Source organism: Flagellimonas alginilytica, from assembly GCF_042134605.1.
In the GTDB taxonomy this organism is placed as follows: Bacteria; Bacteroidota; Bacteroidia; order Flavobacteriales; family Flavobacteriaceae; genus Flagellimonas; species Flagellimonas alginolytica.
The window spans coordinates 1,096,212-1,114,730 of record NZ_CP169638.1; the positions used below are offsets into that span (position 1 = coordinate 1,096,212).

An 18,519-nucleotide genomic window follows, 5' to 3' on the forward strand; every position below is an offset into this window, starting at 1 on the left:
AAGGCCATGAAAAAAAGAATAAGCATATTCACAGCATTGGTATTGGTTCTGGCATCATGCCAAAAAAAACAGGAACCTATTGAAATTTCTCCAGAGGAGTTCCATGCTTCCGTGGACAAAGTCATCGAGGTCATGATTCATGATATTTTCTCTCCTCCTGTTGCCAGTAGGATTTTTGCCTACCCGAATATTGCCGCTTACGAAATCGTGGCCCTAAAAAATGATTCATATAATTCCTTGGCGGGGCAGGTTACCGGTCTGGAAAGCATTCCAAAACCCGAAAACGAAGAGAACATCAATTACGAAATGGCAGCCTTGGTGGCCCACATGAATTTGAACAAGAGACTTATCTTTTCCGAGGAAAGGATTGAAAGTTTCCGAGACAGCCTTTATACTATTTGGACAGAAAAAAATGAACCTGTTTTTATGGCTTCCAAGCAATACGGCCTGCAAGTAGCCAATTTTATCGGCGAATGGATGGATAAGGACAATTACAAGGAAACCCGTACCATGCCCAAGTTTTCAGTGGATTCAGAGGACCCCTCCAGATGGCAGCCCACCCCCCCGGCCTACATGAACGGTATTGAACCACATTGGGAGAAAATACGTCCCTTTGCCATAGATTCAGCTCAACAATTTAAACCTATACCTCCTCCAGAATTTTCAATGGAAAAAGACTCCGATTTTTACAAAGAGGTGATGGAAGTTTATGAAGTACGTAAAAGTATGATCGGAAAAGGTGATAAATCCGAAGAAATTGCCATTGCACAATTTTGGGATTGCAACCCTTATGTTTCGGTAACCCGGGGACACCTAATGTTCGCAACAAAAAAAATTACACCTGGAGCGCATTGGATCGGCATATCCAAAATTGCTTCCAGAAAAACAAATGCCGACTTTGCCAAAACCGTTTATGCCTATACAAAAACATCTATTGCGATCGCAGATGCCTTTATTAGTTGTTGGGACGAGAAATACAGAAGTAATCTTATCCGTCCGGAAACCGTAATTAACGAGTATATTGACGATAGTTGGGAGCCCGTTCTACAAACTCCCCCATTTCCCGAATACACCAGCGGACACAGTGTAGTTTCCGGTGCTGCGGCCGTTGCCTTAACCGATATTTTTGGTGACGATTTTGCTTTTGATGACGATACCGAAGTAGCCTACGGACTGCCTGTTCGATCGTTTACCTCGTTTAATCAAGCAGCTGATGAGGCTGCATTGAGCAGAATGTACGGTGGTATCCATTACCGTGCAGCCATTGTTGTAGGCATTAAGCAGGGTAGAGATCTTGGAAAATTTGTAGTGGACAAATTGGATATGACCAAAGGTTAATCCCTATTTTTGTTCCTTAGTTATGAGGAAGATCAGTTCAATTATTTTAGCCCTTTTAGTGGGGGTGATCCTGTGGTATCTTTTTTTAAAACCACAGGATTATCAAGTTAATTTCAAGGCAAAGGCCATACCCGGTACCATATTCGAAACTGTTAAGGCTTGGAACCAAGGTTTCGACTCGGTGTCACCCATCCGGTACACGAGCCCCCGCCACTTTGAGCAGACCATTTTTGTGAACGACTCCACTCATGTGTACGAATGGGAGATCGACCCGATTCACGATTCGCTAAGTGCCGTTCAGGTAAATATTAAAGATGTACACAATTCGTTGAACAATAGGTTGGCTGTTCCCTTTGCCGACACCGATTTTGAAAAAGGGTCACGAAAACTCCTCTTGGACTTTAACGATTTCCTGATCGATCATATAAAGAATTTTACGGTTTCTATCGAAGGAGAAGAGGAAACCTTCTCTTCGTTCTGCGCCTGTGTACAACTAAAAACAACCCCAGAGGACAAAGCCAAGGGTATGATGGCCAATTACAATTTTTTGAACGCCATTCTAATTGAAAAAGAAATAAAGCTCAATGGCCCTCCTTTTGTAGAAGTACTGGATTGGGATTTGGAAAACAATAGTCTATCCTATAACTTTTGTAATCCTATCATACGTTCGGAACGTTTGCCCGACCATCCGGATATTGAGTACAAACGAATCTTTAGCAAAAACGCCATTAAAGCAGTTTATCACGGAAATTATATAACATCCGACCGAGCATGGTATGCCATTTGGGACTATGCAGAAAAGAATAGTATCCCAATCGAGAAACAGCCTTTGGAAGTTTTCTACAACAACCCAAATATGGGAGGAAACGAACTGGAATGGACCACGGAGGTATTTATGCCCATAAAGGAAACCAATGAATAAAATTGTCTTTGCTTTTATTTTGATCGCATTACAGGCCTGTGCACAAAAGTCCTATTTGGCACAATTGGATCCCATGGGCAAGTTTCCATCCAAACTAAAAGAAGTATCGGGTATGGAAATTACCCATGATGGGGAAATCTGGGTAATAGAGGATAGCGGCAACAAAGACCATGTCTATTTGGTAGATCAAGAGGGTGATATAAAAAAGTCTTTGGAAATAGACCATGCCAAAAATGAGGATTGGGAAGATTTGGCCATGGACAACAATGGCAACCTTTATATCGGGGATTTTGGAAATAATGGAAATGACCGCAAAAACCTGGTGATTTACAAGGTTCATAAAGACGAAATGGGCAAAGAAGAGCCCAACGCAGAAAAAATCGAGTTTAAGTACCCTGAGCAGAAAGAGTTTCCCCCTAAAAAAGAGAATCTATATTTTGACACCGAAGGTTTTTTTCACCTGGATGACCACCTCTATATTTTTACCAAAAACAGAACAAGACCGTACTCCGGAAAAACATGGATATATCGTGTACCGGATAAAGAAGGGGACTACAAGGCCGAGTTTTTGGGTGATCTGTTCTTGTGCAGTGATCAGGATCATTGCTCGGTAACCGGGGCGGATATTTCCCCAGATGGCAAAACTATCGCACTTTTAAGCTATGGTTACATATTCCTGTTGACAGATTTTGATGCTCCCAACTTTACCAATGCATCCATAAAGATAATAGACATCAACACTCCTACACAAACAGAATCGATCTGTTTTGTAAATAACCGCACACTTTTTATTGCCGATGAGCAAAACAACCATGGTGGTCGTAAACTATACAGGTTGGATATCGACTAAAATCCCAACCCCAGGCCAAAGGCAAAACGCACACCATCCGTACTGTTAAAGAGTCCAAAGTTGGCAGATAGGACGTCGGCACCGTTCAAAATAAAACCACCCCCATAGGAATTATGCCATTTTTTGGATTCATCGCCAGGGAACCATACCCGTCCATAATCGAAACCACCATATATACCCGGCGTTACCGGCAACACACCGGTTTTGGTACGCCTAAAACTATAACGCAGGTCGGTACTTTGAACATAGGCCTTTTTTCCCGTAAATCTTTGGAAACGGAAACCACGAAGTCCATTGTTGCCCCCTAAACTTGCTGCTTGATAAAACTCGTAGCCGTCCCCAAGGGTAAAATGTGCGTTAACTTTTGAGGCCAACACAACTCGACCATCTGCGGTAAGTTTATGGTCCATGGAAAAGGAAGGTTTTATGTAACCAAAGGACCTTGAAGAATCGTCCAGATTGGTTTTGAACCCACCTTCTAGGCTAAATGCCATTCCGATGGTCGGGAAAGCATTATTGTCCGCATTGGAATAATGGTAAGAGGCATCCGCACCAAAGAAACTTAAATGGCTTTCCTCTCCGTTGGCAATATAGAATTCATTGATAAATCTATCCTCTGTCTCCTCTATTTCGATATTTTCATAAGAAATCCCAAGCTTTACCTTGGATCCATAAAATCCTCGCCACACCAAAGCAGGTGAAAACTGTAATGTTCGGATACGCACCCTGTTGTAGTCCAGCCCCAAAGGTTCATCATCATCATTGTTCACCGATTCGTTGCCAAAACCAAAAAAATTGAGGGTAAAATTAGGGCTTGTAAAACGGGCATCCAATGCCAGGTTGACCTTATTGAACACATGGGCAAATTCCCCGTTATACCCTAGATCAAATCCATTGGTGGCAAAAAAATAGGACGCATTAAAAGTATGTTGTTGCGTAAATGGATTTTTTCTGAATCCATTAAAGGTATAGGTGTTGGTAAGTCCAATTTTTACCCCATCGTCCGGATTAAAACCGATCATCGGGAGCACTTGGTTGTTATTCCCTTTTATATTCAAAAAGTCATAGGTGTTGGTATCATAATCGTTCACTAATTTGATCCTACCGGCATAGGCTTCATCTAGAGTATTTTTCTTAGTTTTAAAATCATACACCGATATCCTTTTGGAGTCTTCGGAGATTTTATAGGTGTCGTTGTTCTGTCCTCCTGCAATCCGAATCTTTATTTTGGAGTCGGCTGTTTTAATATTGAATACATCATCATCATCCAAACCATACAACCAGATTTCCTTGGTATATTCTGGGCTGTAGACCTTGCTGAAAAACAAGTCTGTCATCTCTCCACCTTTTATTCTATAGCCCCGTACCTCGACATTCCCATTGGGCATGGATACAATAGTAAAATAATCGTCTTTATCCGTTCCCGTCACCACACTGTATTTATTGAGCACGGCAAAATATTCCTTAGCGGTCTCGACCAAGTTTTGCTTTCTGGCCAATAAAATTGACTTGATCTCCGTCAGTGTTTCGTCCCTAACTTCTTCGGGAAAAGCCATAAAGGCATCATCAATAATATCTGCATTGATATTATCTTGGATAAACTTGGCTTGCTCTATCCACATATCCAAGTCGGCTTCGGACAATAATGCCATATCCAAAGCAAATGTTCTTGGTGAGGATGTAAAGCCTTTAACGCTTCGCACTTTTTCGTGAAATCCTTCAAAAATTCGAAGTGCCGGTACAGCTCTAGAGCCAAAATTCATGATAAGACCATCTCCCCAGCGAGAATACACTTGATCACGATCTCTTGGAATGGGTTTATATAATTTATTCCCGTTTTCCTGCTCAAACTCAGCCCAACGCCATTGATCTACGTGCCTGTCCCAGTCTCCCACAAGGATATCGAACAAACGCGCTTTTACATATTCTTTGTGATCGATACTATACTCCTCATCTTCTCGTAATTTATCCATGAGGTCGTATGTGCTTTCTATTTTTTTTGTATAGCCAAAACTTTTTAGGTTATCGTGATCGTCGGACACATGCTCCTCGATCATATAAAGCTCATCGCCAAATTCTTGGTTATAGTCCCCCAAAACAGATTGTTTGGGCACGTAATACAATTTCGGGTTGGTATGGAACATTCCCAGGGCATCGGAAAGTTTACCTATGGTAAAAGGGGCATATGGGTGTGCGCCGGTATATAGGTCCAACAACAACTTTTCTGTGTAGGTATCCTCAAACTGACCTATAATATACTGATCCTGAAAAGCAATGGCCTGCAAATATCTTTCGGCGCTTTTTCTTAGGCCGCGCATTACATATTCCTTTCCTTGCCTATCGGCAAGACGCAACGAATTGGATTGATTCCCCCCTCCTTTCCTGACCACAGTCAATCCACCAAAAAGCGTATCGAGCCGAACGGTGGGGGCCTTTACCTGTGTGGCGTAATATTTTCGATAACGCTCACCCCACAGCCACTTATGAACCCCACTTTTTTCTATATCCTCGGCCGAATACACCGAAGCCATTTTGTATGCTGGGAACTCATCGGAAAGTTCCACTTTTTTAGTAGATCTATCAGGAGGTAGGACTTGGGTTTCGAACAAAAGCTCGTGACTATCTGCATCGGCACCATAGAACTCGACTTTGGAAGAGCCGTCCGTGAATACTTTGAGGATGGCATATCCATTTCTTCCGGTGGAAAATTTGCTGCCATTCAATAAGCGTGTGGCTCCTGTTTTGGCTCCGGAACCGCTTACAATTTGTGGTTTTCCAAACTCCTTAATGTATTGAAGCGTATGTTCGTGACCGGAAGCAAAAATCACCTTGTCCGAATATTGAGAGAGGGTTACGATTCGTTTTTTCAGTTCGTTGTAGCGCCTGTTGGTAATATCTTCTGCCGTGGCCCCGGAAGTTTTTCTCAAAAGATTGATCGCCGACCCTAAAATGGGCATGGGCACCTTGCCACCATTAGGGTACAAACCTTGTTTAAAGGAATATTGACCACCGTGCGACCCATAAGTGAACATAGGATGGTGCATGGCCACAAGAATGGTTTTATCCCTGTTTTTTTTAATCAAACTTTCAAACTCCTCAAAGAACCGGCCCCTGTTTTTAATCTCGCACTCATCATTCATGGTTGGGTGCTTGTCCCAATTGACCAGGTACCATTCCGTATCGATGGCAATTACCAATAGTTCATCGTTGATTTCTATATCTTCAATGGGGCAGCCGTTCTCCGGTTGAAAGGCTTCATTATCGTCCAGTGCATCCTCCACGTATTCCTCCTCTCTTTTTAGACCCTTCAGCCCATCGCTGTACCAATCGTGGTTTCCAGGAATAAACAAGGTTTTTCCCTTAAAATTATCCAAAGTAGCCAATTGCGCATCCAAATAATGTTTGGAATGTTCATATCCTTCTCGATCTTTATCTTTATCCACAAAACCTGCCGGGTAAATATTGTCCCCTAAAAAAATTGCCGTGCTATTTTTGTCGGCATTGTCCAAAACATCTTTGATTTTTTTTAAGGTGGGGTTGAGCTCTCCCATGGGAGACTTCCCTGCATCTCCTATCAGATAAAAAGTGTGCTCTACTTCTTTATCTTCCCACCCGGTATTGTTGGTAAAAGGCTCGGCATATTTGGTTTGGTACGTTGCACAGCCATACAAAAACACAATTAATAAGCCTATAAAGTAATGTTTCTTCATATCTCACAAGGTTGATTCCAAAATTTTGTAATTTGGATGTCTCCAATCAGAAGATATGTCGGAAATTGTTGAAAAAACTAAACTCTTCGTTACCAATCTATTAACAGAAAAGCTAGATTCCAAGTTCTTGTACCACAACTTACGACATACCGAACGAGTTGTTAAAAGTACTAAAGAATTGATCAACTACTATGACCTTGGAGAGGTAGAAAATGAAAGATTGCTCGTTGCGGCATGGTTTCACGATGTAGGCCATGTGAACGGAATGGAAGAACACGAAGAAAAAGGATGTAAGATCGCAACCGATTTTCTTACGGATAACGGCGTGGATAACACTACTATAGAGGAAGTATGCTCCTTGATCATGGCCACCAAAATGTCCAAAGAGCCCGATAATTTAATGGAGAGCATAATTTGTGACGCGGATTTTTCGCATTTGGCAAAGAGAAGCTATTGGGAGACCACCGATTTTTTAAAAGACGAACTTGAGGAATTGGGTGTTGGCAAATATACCTCCAAGCAATGGAGGGACAAGAACATTAAAATGTTCCGAAATCATGTTTTTTATACGGATTATGCCAAGGAAAATTGGGAAGACGGAAAGCAAAAAAACCTAAAACAACTTCTTAAAGAAAAGAAAGACGAAAAGAAGATCGCCAAGAAAGAGGCCTTAAAGGCCAAATATAAAAGTGAAAGTCCTGACCGCAGTGTACAAACACTATATCGCGTAACCCTTCGCAACCACTTAAAACTCAGTGATATTGCAGATACCAAGGCCAACATTTTGCTATCTGTAAACGCCATCATAATTTCTTTGGTACTGGCCAATTTGTTCACCAAATTGGACAATCCTTCCAACTCCTATATGATCTACCCAACGTTTATATTGATTTTGTTCAGTGTAATTTCCATGGTCCTTTCCGTGTTGGCCACTAGGCCGAATATTACATCGGGCAAGTTCACCAAGGAAGATGTTGAGAAAAAAAGGGTAAATCTGTTGTTCTTTGGCAATTTCCATAAAATGGAGCTACAAGAATACGAATGGGCTTTAAAAGAATTGATCAAGGATAAGGACTATGTATACTCCTCTCTCACCAAAGACCTCTACTACTTGGGCGTGGTCCTAGATCGAAAATACAAGATTTTGCGCGTAACCTACAACATATTTATGCTGGGCATAATTATATCGGTACTTGCATTTGGAATCGCATTTAGGTTTTTTGGACCGGACAGATTGATTTTTTAGATCAAAGACTCAATTCGGCCATTAGGTCATCATACGTATAGGTCCTTTCCGATTTTTTATCCTTTTGATATAAAATCTCGGCCCTGATCGCCTTTAATCCAGATACACCCTGTACACCTTCGAGCTCAACAATTTCTATATTATTGGTAAAATAACCCTTGGCCTTTAAAAAGCTGATGTACCTTAGGTATTCCTTTTCGTCCTTACGTTGCGAATACACTATGGACAACTTTCCTTTTTGGGTAAGGCGCTCATTGGTCCCTTTGATATAGGATTTATCGATACGCTTTTTAATCACCTCGTACCTTGCATTATATGTACCGTCCACATCAAAACGCTTTTCGTCCATTCTAAAACGTATGGCCAAAGATGTGCTGTACACCAATAATAGGGAGGCCACATCCAATTTTACCGGCAAATGGGGCTTTAGGGCGTAATATCTGTTTTCCATTTCGCACATTACCTGAAGTTGCCAAAGCCTTAGGTTGCTCAAGAACAACTCACTAAATTCCCTATCCTTGGCTATGGAACTTCCTATGTACATGTTATGCTCCACTCCATCGGTTTTGTATCGCTCAAAATAGTGTGGGAACATCTCCTGTGCTTCTTCCTGTTTTTTGTCCAGTAAAGCTGCCAGCTTCATGTTGGCCTCCATTACACTGTCATCATAATTTTTACGATGGTCGTAATAACTTTCGGTAGCTCTATCTATTTTCTCGTTGTATTTATCCAGAAGTACTTTTATCTCGGTGTCCTCTCCTTTTTGTAGGTGATCGAACACGGGGCACACTTCTTCTTTTACAAAATCAAAAACCGCTTGTTCCGTATGGGTAAACAAAGCTTCTTTAACCTCGCTCAAATAGTTGTTTACCCTGAACATTAATTCTTCGTAGATGGGAAGCTTGTATTTTTTGAAAGCAATTTCCAAAACATCGTTTATTTCGGAAAGCTGTATCATTAAATCCCTTTGAATCGCGAGATTTCTTTCTTTTGATGAATCCTTGATATCTATCTGGCCATACAACGGATACACGTTCTTGAAAACTATTTCCTTGAACACAGGTTCTTCGCCGGCCATTTCGGTGGCCATAAAGCGTTTGGCCTCTTCTTGGAACTTCCAATAGACCGACGGATGGACAGAGGTACACTCGTGTTGGATAACGGCATCTATCAAGTTTTCCTCCTCCTCAATGGTGCGCATCACTGCCGCAACAATATACGGCATAACATCATCCAATTTATTGGCATTCACGCTATTGAGCTCGTTTACTTTGCCGGACACCAGTTCCAGCACTCCTACCAGTTCCCCATTAACGGCAATTGGGGCCAAAATGGCACTTTTTATGCCTTGGTCCATTAAGTTTTTATACGGTTGGACTTTTCCTTCTGTCTTTTTAAAATATTTCTCTACGTTGGAAATTGCAAAATATTTATTCTCCTTAAACAGTTTTCCATGGGAATAGGTACAAAAAGATGAATCGCATTCCTCCATATCGTTTCCGTTAAGGATGTAGCTCTCCATACCTTTGCCGTAGATCTTGAAAAAGTGGTTCGCACTCGAATCATACCCTGCAAAACCTACTTTAATATCGTTCAGGTTAAAAAACGATCTAAAAGTATCTTCGAAGCTCTCCATAAAGGACTCCCTGTCCTTTTGGGTCTTTCCAATCAGGGTAGATTTTATTTCCGAAACCGAGTGCTCCGCGGTAACATCGAACATATTGGAAATAACAAATCCTTTGGCGATAAAACTATTGGGCGGAATTTTTTCTTTCCACAGGTCCAGGTTATAAAAGTTGTCCAACAGCTCATCTACATCTTCCTGGGTAATTTCCTTGGCCTTTTCGGTGGGAGTAATTTCCATAAAGTCCGCGTTGTACAAAATTCGGTATCTGCGCATTACCCCATTGGTATCGGGGATATCGTAAAAGAAAGGACGCTTAAAATCCAAGTTGTACCCATAATAGAATTTGAGAATTACGGTACTTCTCATAATGTAACCGAACTCATTGGGTATATTGGTTATTTCTGGTTCAAAGTCCTCTCCGGCATCTTTTAAAATCTGTCGAAATCGTTCAGAAGAATTGAACACAATATTTTCAAAAGGAGTCGAAGCCGTCTTGATCTCATTTTTGGTCAAGATGGGCGAAAAAGAATCTTCTAAGATCACCCTGATTACATCCTTGTGCTTGTCCAATAAGGACAAGTCCGTAAAACCTTCCCTTAAGATAGGGTACGGAGCCTGCACGTCCAATACATACTTTGCCCGTTCGGCCACATGCTCGTTGGGGCTATTTACCTGTTCATCATAGTGTTCCAACAATTTATTGAAACTAACTAGTTGAACCAAAGGACTTTCAGCATTGTAATCTTGCTTCATACGCAATTAGTCGAGGATTGTGATGCAAAGTTACAAAAAGTAACGATGCCCGTCCTTTTATCGATATCTTTATGGACAAATCACCATTTTTAAGGATATTTAGCAAAAAACATTTTCATGTCCTCTTCATCCCGGTTGAACCGTGCCTATAAAAATGCCAAGACCATTTGGTTCGGCGAGGAAGACAAGTTCATCTTTTTCAGCGATTGTCATCGCGGCGACAATAGCTTTGCGGATGATTTTGCCAATAACCGAAATATATACTTCCATGCCCTTAACCATTACTATCGCGAAGGTTTTTGTTATGTAGAATTGGGCGATGGTGACGAACTCTGGGAAAACCTGAGCTTTGATTCCATTTTTGAAGCGCACAAGAACGTGTATCAACTCTTGCGAAGGTTCCATTTGGAGCAACGCTTGCACATGCTCTGGGGCAACCACGATATGGTGTACCGGGACCCCGAATACGTAGAAAAAAATCTCTCCCACTATTTTGAGCCCATTGATGGTTCGGACAAAGAACTTTTTGAGGGCATTACTTATCACGAAGCTTTGATCTTAAAACATAAGGATACGGAACAAGAGATCTTTTGTATCCACGGACACCAAGCGGATTGGTGGAACTATGTCTGTTGGCGTATTGGCCGCTTTTTGGTCAGGATCTTGTGGAAACCTCTCCAAGTTGTGGGCATTGCCGACCCAACAAGTCCCGCTAAAAATTACAAAGAGCTCATCCGAATCGAAAAACGAATCAAACGATGGATTCTCAGTAAAAACCTACTTGTTACATTGACGGGGCACACACATCGGCCGCGATTTCCGGAACCTGGGCAAATACCCTTTTTTAACGATGGGAGCTGTGTTCACCCGAGGAGCATAACCGGCATCGAAATCGAAAACGGAACCATTTCACTGATTAAATGGCACATCGATACCAGACCAGATGGTACGCTTCAAATTGTGAGGGTATTATTGGAAGGTCCTGAAAAACTTAAAGATTATATAGAAAATTAGGTCCGCTCCGCCAACTTTTTGACCGCCATCACAAATTGATCCAGCTCTGCCGTCGTGGTAAATACATTGGGTGTTATCCTGCAACCGTGAACGTTTTCAAAATCTATGGCCACTGTCCAAATATTAAATTCATCCAATAGTATTTTGGCCATATCGCTTGGTTTTATATGTTTTAGGCCCACATTGGCAATTCCACAACTTCGGTGCGGTTCTATCGGGGTATTGATCACCACGTTCTCCACATGGCGCAATTGATCGCTCCAGTACCGTTGAAGATAGCGCATGCGTTCTTCCTTTCGTTCCAGGCCTATCATTTCCAGATAATCTACCGAATCGTTAATGGTAAGGTCGGTATGTACTGGATGTGTCCCAGTATGGTTAAGTCTTCTGATCTTGGTGTGGTCCTTCTCATGTTCCGCCAATAAAGGCCATATTTTGGGTATGTATTTTTCTTTTACGTACAACATCCCTGCTCCTAGAGGGGTAGCAAGCCACTTATGCAAACTGGCCCCATAATAATCGCAGTCCAAATCCAAAATATCCACCTTAATGTGCCCCACACAATGGGCACCGTCCACCATTACCTCGACCCCGTGCGAATGTGCCATTTCGCAAATCTTTTTAATGGGCAATATCTGTCCGGTTACATTCACCATATGGCATACCATCAGCAATTTGGTCCTAGGCGTAATCTGGGATTCGTAAAGGGACACTATTTCCTCGTCGGATTCGGGATGATTGGGCAAGGATATTTTCTTGCATACTATTCCATAACGATCTTCCATCTGATGAAAATGAATCTGCATGGCACCATAATCCTGCACGGCAAAAACAGCTTCGTCACCTTTTTTCCAAGGATACCCCCCAATGATCATATCGAGGGATTCTGTAGTGTTCCTGGTAATAATCAATTCTTTTTCCGAACAATTGACCAACTTGGCCACCCGAGCCGCTGCCTTATTTTTATTTTCCCATTGCACGGTTCTCATATAATACGACCCTTCAAAATTTACGTTTTGTACATGCTGGGTAAATTTTTCCAAAATAGGAGTAGGGATTATATTGTAATATCCACTTTCCAGGTTAATGTAATCCGGCTTTAGCTTATAATCCTGTCTGATCCTCTCCCAAAAAGCCTCGGTATTTTTATCCGGGTAGGGCAATGTATTCTTATAATTGTTCTCCACGGTGAGCGGCAGTAATGGAGCTGCCATAGCCGCTTGTCCAATATGGCGCAAGAATTGTCGCTTTTTCATTTTGATGTTGGGTCGATTAAAAAAAGAATGGTACTTGTTGTTTTTTCTTAGTTGTGTTAAGATACAATTTAAGCCGGCTCAATGGATGAGGTAAACGTTATTTTTGATCAAATCCCCATAAAGCAAGATCTTATTATTTTGAGAATACCTTTACTACATCCCCCTATTTGGATTAAAAAAAGAAATTAACATCAACCCTGCAGATTAACGATTTAACTCCATTTTATCATGTTAGTGGCAAGGTATTTGCTAAATTTATATTTGCATTATTACCTGTCTTGCCATGAAAAAGAGAGTTTTTGTTTTGTTGGGCACTGTGCTTTTGGCATTCCCAATGTTCGCCCAGGGCGATTTGCCCACCACCCGACCATTAAAGATTGGCGATAACAACAAACTCGATGTAAAGACAAGCAACCAAGGTACTTTACTGCGAATGCCCTCGGTACTGGACGAAAACCTTACTTCCAAAAATGAGAAACCGGGTGTAAAAATGCTCCCCGACAGACAGTTATTGCAAGCAGGGCACGATATGGTGATCGATCCCAAAGTAATGGAAAAAAAGGAAAAAGGTGCAAACGAACATTTTGGCGACCAATACTTGGGCGATTTTAAAACTACAGCAAAATTTGTGGGCATTGTTGCCCGGGACCACGAGTATGTGGACGGGGACCGCATTAAAATTTATGTAAACGGCCAAGTGGCCGAATATAACCTATTGCTCGATGGTTCCTTTAAAGGAATCAATCTGGATTTGGTGAAAGGTTTTAACCGAATCGAATTTGAGGCCCTCAACCAAGGTTCTTCTGGACCCAATACGGCCCAAGTGTTAGTTACCGACGATACAGGTGTGGTAATCCACAACAACCGATGGAACCTTTCCACAGGTTCTCGGGCCAGCTTGATCATTGTAAAGGAAGAAGATAGCACGGTAGAAAACGGCAACGACTAATATTGTCAATACTTTTCTCCCGGGGAATAGTTGGCCTTAGCTCGATTTAATACATCTTCCTTGTAAAATGCCGCGTCTTTAAATTCCATATCGGCATAGCGTTGTGCTTGATCATTAAAATGTGGCGAATCCGGGTCGCCACTTTGGCCACCGGCCAACATGGTCTTCGCTTTGACCTTTTCACCAAACTCCACTACCGCTACAAAACTATTGCCCCGGGTACCGTAGATTTTCTTTGTGTTGTTATCATAGCGTGCTCCATATGCCGCCAATGCTCCCCAACTACCACTGGCAAATCCAATGGGAATACTTGGTTTTTCGTCATCAAATGGTTGACGGATATCACCATTCAAACGTTGATATCGGTTTACCTCTCCCCAGGGTGTTTTCCATGAACCAAAATCATTTTTAAGCTTTTCCAACACTTGTTCGAACAGCACCAGCCTTCGCTCTGCGGACACCCATTCTTCATTGTTGTTAAATAATTCGAACTGTGAAGGGCGATTCTCCATTTTTCCGGTTATCGCTTCCCTCCAAAAAATTGTTCCATAAAAATGGGCCAAGGTCATGGCAATCGATTCTTTTGACGTTTTATAATCCCACTTTCGTAAAAGCTCAATGGGTTCTCTTAGTCCAGAATTCGGGTTTTGATCAAAGGCCTTCACCAAACCGGGAATCAAAGCTTTAAAAGCAGGCAGGTAGGGGTCGTGCGCAAGTTCGATTAGACTGTCCAAGGTATATCCGCTACCATCTGTCAACAGCTCGATGGCATGGATGCCCCTAAAGTTCTCTTGGTCCCTTGACATATATTTTGGGTAATCTTCACGGTTTGGACTATATTCCAAAGCCGAAGTGTATGGTGTAGAGTTACAGTTTTGAATCCAACCGTTCCCTGGGTTCAACACCAAGATATTTTCATCCACTGTATGCAATCCTTGCCAATCTGTTTTTGGATCACTACCGTCCACCGGCTCGGTATAATCAAAAATGGTATCGCGTTTGGGCACAAAGTTGCCATGAAAATAGGCAATATTGCCCTCGGCGTCGGCATACACAGTATTGTTGGATGAATTGGTTCGGATATCCATCATTTCCCTAAAACCATCGTATCCATTCTGTTTGGTTCTGATATAGGATTGCTCCAATGCCTTTACGGGTTCCCACATCATGGCCGAAGCCGTCCATTGTTTGCCCACTTGATGAGTAATGGGACCATGGTGGGTTCGGTACATCGGAAAGGTCCTCTCCTTTAAGGTTTCCCCATCCTTATATTTTAGTGTTACGGAACTCGAGTCAACCGGTCGCAATTCTTCCCCATATTGATAATATAGCTTACCATTATTTTTAACTATGGTTTCCCTGAATTCATCCATTACATCGGTATAGGTCGAGGTGTGCATCCAACCTGTTTTTTCATTGAATCCTTGATACACAAAAAACTGACCCCAGGTAACAGCACCATAGGCATTCAACCCTTCTTCGCTTACTACGTGCACCTCTCCCCTAAAATAAAATGAAGTATGCGGATTGATCAACAACATGGCGTTACCGGACTCGGTCAAGTCTCCAGCAATGGCTATGCCGTTGGATCCCTGTGGCTCGGCCATTTCCTCTTCTTTTTTGATTTGTAATGCTTCCATCTCCGGCAATTCCATGCCACTTTCGTAAAAACTTTTGATTTTACGGGTAGATATCCGCTCAATATCGCCACCAATGGAACCTTCACTAAAATACATGGGCATCCATGGCTCAAAACGAGTAAGCAACTTGGGTTTTACCTCTGGGTGAGTATGTAAATAATAATTGATTCCATCCGCAAAGGCGTCACAAAGTTCTTGTAACCACTCTGGACTGTTATTATAGTTTTCCTTTGCTTCTTCTTCGGTCATAAAAAGTCTGGCCCTAAGATCACTGTACAACGCATCTTCACCTTCGACTTCCGCCAAGCGACCCGTGGCCCAGATATAATTTTGTTCTACACGGTTAAAATCATCCTCGCATTGTGCATACAACAATCCAAAAACGGCGTCTGCATCTGTTTTTCCATAAACGTGGGGCACTCCAAAGTCATCTCGTATAATTGTAATATTTTCGGCTTGGGACTCCCATTCTTGAACCTCGGTCCTAGGTGGTTCTGCACAAGAAAAAAATAACATTAGCACTACAAGGATAGTAATTCTCATATCGGAAGAAGAGTTTAGTTAGTTTTGTGAAAATACATTAAATCGGCTACAATTACCAACTCCCACTGGCACCACCTCCACCAGAACTCCCGCCACCTCCGGAAAAACCGCCCGACGAACTACTCCCGGACCCAGAACCAAAGGAATGGGTTCCGGTGGACGAAAATGTCTTGCTAATATAATCCTTATCCGATTTAAAAAACGACACCTTTATTTCTTCATCGCCCTTTCTTTTGATCTTTACGATTACCAATGCAATTGTTGTCAGGACAAAAAGGATAAGTCCCCAAAATATCCAGGTTAAATCCTCCACCATGGCGTTCATTTGGTCTTCCAACCCAAAAAGCAAACCCATAAAAAAGAGGGGCATCCCCATAAATACCAAGCCAAAAATTACAGGCATTCCCATAAATAAGGCCATAAAAACTCCACGGAAAATAGCTAGTTTTCCAATGAACATACCTCTTAGGATTTCCAGAAATGTACTATAGCCTTTATAAAAAACAAACCCTCCTGCGGCCACAAAGACCATCAAAAACAGTCCAATAATCCCATAAAGCCACCAGGGTGCTGCCTCCTCGGAATCCATTTCCTCCTTAAACTCTTCCAATGCCCCGGGATCTAAAAGAAACTTGATAATCTGGTCCGTTGCCAGGTCCAAACCTGAAAAATAGTCCTCTTCCTTAAATTTGGGGATCATGGTATTTCTAATAATCCTCGAGGCCACCGCATCGGTTATATATGATTCTAATCCATAGCCCACCTCTATCCTAACTTCCCTATCCAGTTTTGAAAAAAGAATCAGAATACCATTGTCCTTGCCCGCCTGCCCCAGCTTATTTTGGTTAAAGACATTGAGTGCATATTGCTCAATAGTCTCATTACCAAGCTCATTAATCGTAAAAATCACTAATTGATTGGTCGTCTCCGATTCAAATTGATAGAGTTTTGTGCGTAGCACATCGAGCTCGGATTCTGTAAAAATCTTGGCATTGTCCGTAACTATTTCGGTTAAAATAGGGACTTTTTTTTGAGCAGGGCTACTTATGGACAGTAGAAAAAGTAACCCGTATAATAATGTCCTTCCCATGTTTTTAATTACCAGAAGGACTAAAGATAAAGTTTTTGCTTTTTACTGGAACCTGGACTTTTAAGAGAAAGTTCCATTAGCCTTCTTCCGGTGCCAACTCCACCTCCAGACCATCCAAATCCTCGGTAATATGAATTTGGCAGCCTAAACGGCTATTGTCCTTTACAAAAAAAGCCTCGGCCAACATCGCCTCCTCATCATCTGTTTTTTCAGGAAGCTGGTGATCGGATTTCACATAGCACTGGCAAGAGGCACACATGGCCATTCCACCGCATATTCCTATGGTACCCTCTGGAGCAAGTTCGTACGAACGCACAACTTCCATTAGGTTCATGTTCATATCTGTTGGGGCATCCACCTCGTGCAGTTTGCCGTCCCGGTCTACTATTTTTAATTTGATATCGCTCATACCTATTTAAAAACCATTACAGGTGGTTTTCTTAACGATTTAAATTTAATTTATTCTTAGTCAATAGCTTTTACTACGGCTTTTGGTGCTTCTTTCTTGCTTCCGTCAAATCCCGTAACACCTCCTACGGTGGTATATTTCATTACATATTTTTTATCCGGGAATATTTTTTGATAGGCACTTTGGCACATCAAGGTAGCCTCGTGAAATCCACAAAGGATAAGTTTTAATTTGCCAGGATAGGTATTAACGTCCCCAATAGCATAAATTCCAGGGATATTTGTTTGATAATCGTAGGTATTGTCGACCTTTATCGCGTTTTTTTCGATTTCCAATCCCCAATTGGCAATTGGCCCCAACTTGGGCGAAAGTCCGAATAAAGGAATAAAAGTATCAACGTCAACTACTATTTCTTCGGCGGTTCCGGTGTTTTTTACCGTTACTCGCTCCAATTTATCTTCACCTTTTAAGGCAATTACTTCTGCGGGTGTAATCAGATTGATTTTTCCTTCGTTCTTGAGCTGCTGAACTTTCTCAACAGAATCCAATGCTCCTCTAAATTCATTTCTTCGGTGCACCAAGGTAACCTCTTTGGCCACGTCTGCCAAAAAAATGGACCAATCCAACGCAGAGTCTCCTCCCCCGGCAATCAATACCTTTTTATCTCGATAGACCTCAGGTTCCTTGATCATGTAGGACACTCCATTGTCCTCATACTTGGTCAAGTTCTCCAATAACGGTTTTCTTGGTTCAAAGCTTCCCAGTCCGCCTGCAATGGCAACTATGGGCGCATGGTGTTTAGTTCCTTTATTGGTGGTAACGACAAAAGAGCCATCGTCCAATTTTTCGATGGTCTCGGCGCGTTCTCCCAAGGTGAATCCAGGTTGGAACGGTTTAATCTGTTCCATTAAATTGTCCACCAATTCCCCAGCGAGCACTTCTGGATATCCTGGGATGTCGTAAATGGGTTTTTTGGGGTATATCTCGGCACATTGCCCTCCGGGTTGTGGCAATGCATCTATTAAGTGACATTTGAGTTGTAACAGGCCTGCTTCAAAAACAGCAAAGAGACCCGTAGGTCCCGCCCCAATTATCAGAATATCGGTTTTGATCATAAACTAGGAATTTTGGCATGCAACTTACTACTTGCCCAAAAAAGGAATAATGATTTT

Annotated in this window: 13 protein-coding genes; 6 read left to right on the forward strand and 7 right to left on the reverse strand. The window is 42.0% G+C overall.

Translation table 11 applies throughout. From position 1 onward, the window contains the following. Positions 1 to 6 precede the first annotated feature (6 nt). The 3 genes from ABTP35_RS04825 to ABTP35_RS04835 are packed head-to-tail and all read left to right on the forward strand — an operon-like array spanning position 7 to position 3,110. On the forward strand, positions 7 to 1,338 hold the full coding sequence (locus ABTP35_RS04825; RefSeq protein WP_293298848.1) for a vanadium-dependent haloperoxidase: 1,332 nt from the start codon (positions 7 to 9) through the stop codon (positions 1,336 to 1,338). A 22-nt stretch (positions 1,339 to 1,360) separates the two neighbouring features. After that, the gene (locus ABTP35_RS04830; protein WP_293298845.1) at positions 1,361 to 2,260 is read left to right on the forward strand and encodes a GyrI-like domain-containing protein; all 900 of its coding nucleotides are present in this window, start codon (positions 1,361 to 1,363) and stop codon (positions 2,258 to 2,260) included. Beyond that, on the forward strand, positions 2,253 to 3,110 hold the full coding sequence (locus tag ABTP35_RS04835; RefSeq protein ID WP_293298842.1) for a hypothetical protein: 858 nt from the start codon (positions 2,253 to 2,255) through the stop codon (positions 3,108 to 3,110). Before ABTP35_RS04830 ends, ABTP35_RS04835 begins: the two co-directional genes overlap by 8 nt. Here the strand turns inward: ABTP35_RS04835 and ABTP35_RS04840 are convergent. Then, positions 3,107 to 6,820: a metallophosphoesterase gene (locus ABTP35_RS04840; RefSeq protein ID WP_375334470.1), complete on the reverse strand. Its 3,714-nt coding sequence runs from the start codon at positions 6,818 to 6,820 to the stop codon at positions 3,107 to 3,109. The genes ABTP35_RS04835 and ABTP35_RS04840 overlap by 4 nt on opposite strands. A gap of 55 nt (positions 6,821 to 6,875) precedes the next feature. Here ABTP35_RS04840 and ABTP35_RS04845 point away from each other — a divergent pair, with 55 nt between their 5' ends. Then, the gene (locus tag ABTP35_RS04845; RefSeq protein ID WP_252080735.1) at positions 6,876 to 8,066 is read left to right on the forward strand and encodes a Pycsar system effector family protein; all 1,191 of its coding nucleotides are present in this window, start codon (positions 6,876 to 6,878) and stop codon (positions 8,064 to 8,066) included. 1 nt (position 8,067) lies between these two features. Here ABTP35_RS04845 and ABTP35_RS04850 read toward each other — a convergent pair whose 3' ends face one another. Then, positions 8,068 to 10,446, reverse strand: coding sequence for a GAF domain-containing protein (locus ABTP35_RS04850; RefSeq protein WP_293298836.1), 2,379 nt, complete (start codon positions 10,444 to 10,446; stop codon positions 8,068 to 8,070). 117 nt (positions 10,447 to 10,563) lie between these two features. On the opposite strand from ABTP35_RS04850, the gene ABTP35_RS04855 reads away from it, so the two are divergent. Further along, on the forward strand, positions 10,564 to 11,460 hold the full coding sequence (locus ABTP35_RS04855) for a metallophosphoesterase (RefSeq protein ID WP_293298833.1): 897 nt from the start codon (positions 10,564 to 10,566) through the stop codon (positions 11,458 to 11,460). Here ABTP35_RS04855 and ABTP35_RS04860 read toward each other — a convergent pair. Continuing rightward, on the reverse strand, positions 11,457 to 12,716 hold the full coding sequence (locus ABTP35_RS04860) for an aminotransferase class V-fold PLP-dependent enzyme (protein ID WP_293298830.1): 1,260 nt from the start codon (positions 12,714 to 12,716) through the stop codon (positions 11,457 to 11,459). The two genes, ABTP35_RS04855 and ABTP35_RS04860, sit on opposite strands and share 4 nt — an antisense overlap. Positions 12,717 to 12,999: 283 nt before the next feature. On the opposite strand from ABTP35_RS04860, the gene ABTP35_RS04865 reads away from it, so the two are divergent. Next, positions 13,000 to 13,665, forward strand: coding sequence for a hypothetical protein (locus ABTP35_RS04865; protein ID WP_293298827.1), 666 nt, complete (start codon positions 13,000 to 13,002; stop codon positions 13,663 to 13,665). Positions 13,666 to 13,670: 5 nt separating this feature from the next. On the opposite strand, the gene ABTP35_RS04870 is transcribed toward ABTP35_RS04865, so the two are convergent. From ABTP35_RS04870 to ABTP35_RS04885, 4 genes are all read right to left on the reverse strand, one after another. Beyond that, the gene (locus ABTP35_RS04870; RefSeq protein ID WP_293298824.1) at positions 13,671 to 15,848 is read right to left on the reverse strand and encodes an acylase; all 2,178 of its coding nucleotides are present in this window, start codon (positions 15,846 to 15,848) and stop codon (positions 13,671 to 13,673) included. Between the two features lie 52 nt (positions 15,849 to 15,900). Beyond that, positions 15,901 to 16,938 (reverse strand): TPM domain-containing protein, encoded by a 1,038-nt coding sequence (locus ABTP35_RS04875; RefSeq protein WP_293298821.1) that lies wholly within the window; start codon positions 16,936 to 16,938, stop codon positions 15,901 to 15,903. Positions 16,939 to 17,014: 76 nt separating this feature from the next. Further along, positions 17,015 to 17,347, reverse strand: a complete 333-nt coding sequence (locus ABTP35_RS04880) for a 2Fe-2S iron-sulfur cluster-binding protein (protein WP_224836280.1) — start codon at positions 17,345 to 17,347, stop codon at positions 17,015 to 17,017. A gap of 56 nt (positions 17,348 to 17,403) precedes the next feature. Continuing rightward, entirely contained in the window at positions 17,404 to 18,462 is a 1,059-nt protein-coding gene (locus tag ABTP35_RS04885) for an NAD(P)/FAD-dependent oxidoreductase (RefSeq protein WP_293298818.1), read from the reverse strand. Positions 18,463 to 18,519 lie beyond the last annotated feature (57 nt).

Coding starts and splice junctions, on each gene's coding strand:
- ABTP35_RS04880 (WP_224836280.1), bottom strand. CDS start 17,347: ATGAGCGATATCAAATTAAAAATAGTAGACCGGGACGGCAAACTGCAC.
- ABTP35_RS04850 (WP_293298836.1), bottom strand. CDS start 10,446: ATGAAGCAAGATTACAATGCTGAAAGTCCTTTGGTTCAACTAGTTAGT.
- ABTP35_RS04845 (WP_252080735.1), top strand. CDS start 6,876: ATGTCGGAAATTGTTGAAAAAACTAAACTCTTCGTTACCAATCTATTA.
- ABTP35_RS04840 (WP_375334470.1), bottom strand. CDS start 6,820: ATGAAGAAACATTACTTTATAGGCTTATTAATTGTGTTTTTGTATGGC.
- ABTP35_RS04830 (WP_293298845.1), top strand. CDS start 1,361: ATGAGGAAGATCAGTTCAATTATTTTAGCCCTTTTAGTGGGGGTGATC.
- ABTP35_RS04835 (WP_293298842.1), top strand. CDS start 2,253: ATGAATAAAATTGTCTTTGCTTTTATTTTGATCGCATTACAGGCCTGT.
- ABTP35_RS04885 (WP_293298818.1), bottom strand. CDS start 18,462: ATGATCAAAACCGATATTCTGATAATTGGGGCGGGACCTACGGGTCTC.
- ABTP35_RS04875 (WP_293298821.1), bottom strand. CDS start 16,938: ATGGGAAGGACATTATTATACGGGTTACTTTTTCTACTGTCCATAAGT.
- ABTP35_RS04865 (WP_293298827.1), top strand. CDS start 13,000: ATGAAAAAGAGAGTTTTTGTTTTGTTGGGCACTGTGCTTTTGGCATTC.
- ABTP35_RS04860 (WP_293298830.1), bottom strand. CDS start 12,716: ATGAAAAAGCGACAATTCTTGCGCCATATTGGACAAGCGGCTATGGCA.
- ABTP35_RS04825 (WP_293298848.1), top strand. CDS start 7: ATGAAAAAAAGAATAAGCATATTCACAGCATTGGTATTGGTTCTGGCA.
- ABTP35_RS04855 (WP_293298833.1), top strand. CDS start 10,564: ATGTCCTCTTCATCCCGGTTGAACCGTGCCTATAAAAATGCCAAGACC.
- ABTP35_RS04870 (WP_293298824.1), bottom strand. CDS start 15,848: ATGAGAATTACTATCCTTGTAGTGCTAATGTTATTTTTTTCTTGTGCA.